4 protein-coding genes are annotated in these 3,236 nt (G+C 51.8%); all 4 read right to left on the bottom strand.

Features of this window, described 5'->3' with window-relative positions:
- On the bottom strand, window positions 1-1,219 hold a 1,219-nt coding region (locus QZ279_RS01935; protein WP_293447231.1), incomplete at its 3' end, for a sugar ABC transporter substrate-binding protein.
- Between the two features lie 555 nt (window positions 1,220-1,774).
- Window positions 1,775-2,101, bottom strand: a complete 327-nt coding sequence (locus QZ279_RS15595) for a hypothetical protein (protein ID WP_366513820.1) — start codon at window positions 2,099-2,101, stop codon at window positions 1,775-1,777.
- Between the two features lie 111 nt (window positions 2,102-2,212).
- Window positions 2,213-3,013, bottom strand: coding sequence for a 2-oxo-hept-4-ene-1,7-dioate hydratase (gene hpaH, locus QZ279_RS01925; protein WP_293447230.1), 801 nt, complete (start codon window positions 3,011-3,013; stop codon window positions 2,213-2,215).
- Window positions 3,010-3,236, bottom strand: a 227-nt coding sequence (locus QZ279_RS01920; RefSeq protein WP_293447229.1) for a fumarylacetoacetate hydrolase family protein, incomplete at its 5' end; no start/stop codon positions are given. The genes QZ279_RS01920 and hpaH, both read right to left, overlap by 4 nt.

Raw genomic sequence — 3,236 nt, 5'->3', positions numbered from 1 at the left:
CGGACAATGCCGCTGCGATTTCTTGTGCTACTGCAGAACCAACTTCTGGGAACTCAGGGATCGCAGCAAACTGAACACCAACATATGGCTTCAAGTCTGTTGCTTCTGGTGCCGCAGATTCAATCGCTGCCATCTCGGCTGCTGCGAATGGTGCAGCTGCTTTGAATTCTTCGATTGCATATGTGGATGCACGTGTACCTGTTGGAACTTTGCCCCAACCGAAGTCTGGGTGGTTACCTACAGCTTGGATGTACTCTTTAGATGTTGCCCACTCGATGAACGCGTGTGCAGCTTCGGAGTTTGGTGAACCTGTTGGAACAGCCATTGCCCAAGCCCAGAGCCAGTTCGCACCCACTGGGTTACCAGCGTTTGGAGACTGAGCGTATGCAACGCCTGGAACTTCAAGGAAAGAAGCAGCAATTGTTGCGTCGATCCATAGGCCACACTTGCCTTCGTTATAAAGAGCAAGGATTTCGTTGAAGGAGTTGCCCTCAGAACCGGGAGGTCCGTAGTTGCCCAGCAGGTCAACGTAGAAGTTGATCGCAGCTTTCCACTCGTCGGACTCAAGCGTTGGCTTCATGTCCGCATCGAACCAAGCACCACCGAAAGAGTTAACAACAGTCGTTACAAACGCCATGTTGTCGCCCCATCCTGGCTTACCGCGCAAACATGCACCGTAAACACCAGCGTCTGGGTTATGCATCGCCATTGCCGCAGCTTTGACGTTGTCCCAGCTGTCGTTGTCAGCGATCGTTACGCCAGCAGCGTCAGTCAGATCCTTGCGGTACATAACCATGGAAGACTCACCGTAGAAAGGTGCAGCATAAAGCACGCCTTCTGCGGACAAACCATTGCGCATCGCTGGAAGCATGTCGTCAACGTCGTAGTCAGCGCCAAACTTGTTGAGTGGCTCGATCCAACCTGCAGCGCCCCAGATAGGTGCTTCCTGCATGCCGATGTTGATGATGTCGTACTGGCCGCCACCGGTTGCTGTGTCAGAAGTGACCTGCTCGCGCAGAACGCCTTCTTCCAAAGATACCCAGTTCAACTTAACACCAGTTTCTTCAGTGTAAGCTTCGGCAACTTTTTGCATGTTGATCATGTGACCGTTGTTTACGATCGCGATCGTCAATTCAGCTGCGTGGCTGCCTGCCATTGCAGACGAAGCGCCCGCGATGCACAGCGTCAAGCCGAGTGCAGAATTACGTAGAGATTTCATGTTAATCCTCCCAGAAATCACAAATTATAGATTTTTGTCTGTTCTGACAGAGTGGGTGATTCGGCGAAATCGCGCAAATACTATACCAACAAACACTCCTACGATTTTATCATTATGGCGGGAAATTTACAAATTCCTTCTTGTTCGGGGACCTATACCGATACGATTACCCCACAAAGAATTGCTTTTCAGCCGCGATTGAGAGAGATTTTCGTCATCGCAGCATCAAAGCGCGCCCAACTCAGCGAAGCCTTATTTCCGGCAAATCCATCGTAATGTGACTTGCCCGTCGAATTTGGCAGGCCAGCCCAGATTTTTGCTAGGTTGTTCATAAAGACATGCCGACCCAGTTCACCCCGTCGAAAAGATTGCAAACCCGCTTCAACAAGTAAGACATCCGCAAGCTTATCCTGCAGTTTGGGGCCAAACCTTTCGTTCGGCTTGACCCTATTTTTTTAGCAACGCGTCGCAATGTCTTAGGGATAAACTGATAGCGCCCAATTGCATGTGGTTGGCCCGGCGTTGCATCAATCCATGCGTAGTCTTCAGCAAGCGTCATATGAGTGGGCTTTTTGTTTGGCTTGATGGTCGCGCCAAATTGAACGGCATCATAGCCATCCTACGCGATTCCGTTTCTTGAATGAGGGCGCGGATCATTTGAACATCAGACCCGCGCATGCCGGATGTCGTCGCGAGCGGGAAGGCTGGAATATTGGCGGGTCGATCCGCAAAAAATCCGCCAGCCGCACGGCCAATGAACAATGCAGACCCAGTCGCGGGCGCGCTCACCGTAGTTGCCGAAAACAGGCTCCCCCTAAAGGCTTCTGCCTGAGCAGAATGAAGCGTCAGTAAATAAACAATGATGTAGAATGTGGCCCGCATTGATGCTCCAACAGCGACAAATTTTTAGTAACACTTTCACAAAAGCGTTTCAAATCCGTTCACAGCAGGAGAGATAATCCGTTTCGAAGCGCGGGTGATTTCGCGAATGTCTTAACCAAACGAAATGTCGACCCGCCCAAAGGTACCAAAATCCGCATGGATATTGCTGCCTGACGGGCATTCGATCGGGCGGATAAAGCTCCCCGACAGTATAACCTGTCCTGGTGCGATGCTTTGCCCATATTGCGCCATGCGGCGAGCAAGCCAGACAATGCTTTCAACGGGATTGTTCAAGACCCCTGCCCCAAGGCCTGTTTCTTCGACCTCGCCATTGCGCGATGTGATCGCCCCAACCCAGCGCAGATCGAACGCATCGACACTGTGGCGCTCTTTGCCAAGAACAACACCCGCATTCGCTGCATTGTCGCTGATGGTATCGAAAACTGTGCGCGTTTTACCTGTCGCCCTGTCCACACGTTCAATGCGCGTATCGAGAATTTCGATAGAGGGCGTCACGTAGTCCGTCGCAGCAATGACATCCGCATGGGTCACATCTACACCGCCCAAAGGAGACTTTAGAACGAAAGCAATTTCGGCCTCAACACGCGGCTGAATGAACCGCCCTTTGGGCACGGTTGCACCGGTTTCAAACACCATGTCATCGAATAAAATTCCGCTGTCCGGAATATCGATATTCAGTGCGTATTGCATCGCTTTGGACGTCAGGCCGATCTTCCAGCCAACAACGTTGCGACCCTTGGCAGCTTTGGCGCGCGCGATTTCATTTTGGATCGCGTAGGCATCATCCATTCCCATCTCGGGATGGCGAAGCGTTAGCATACCTATTTGCTTACCTGTCTTCTCAGCGTCAAGCAGATCAAGCGCGGCTTTTGCATGTTCTTCGGGCGTCATACGACTTCATCCGCGACGCCATTGCGCAAGGTTCCGATACCGTTCACTTCGACTTCAATTACATCACCGGGTTTCAAATATTGCGGCGGATCAAGGCGTGCGCCCGACCCTGTCGGTGTGCCCGTGACGATAATATCGCCAGGCTGGAGCGTCATAAAGGTTGAGATATATTCAATCTCACGACGGATCGGGTGCATCATGCGGCTAAGCACATCGTCTTGTC

Origin of the sequence: Planktotalea sp., assembly GCF_018607965.1 — a bacterium.
GTDB lineage: Bacteria > Pseudomonadota > Alphaproteobacteria > Rhodobacterales > Rhodobacteraceae > Planktotalea.
This window is presented reverse-complemented; position numbering and strand designations above follow the sequence as displayed.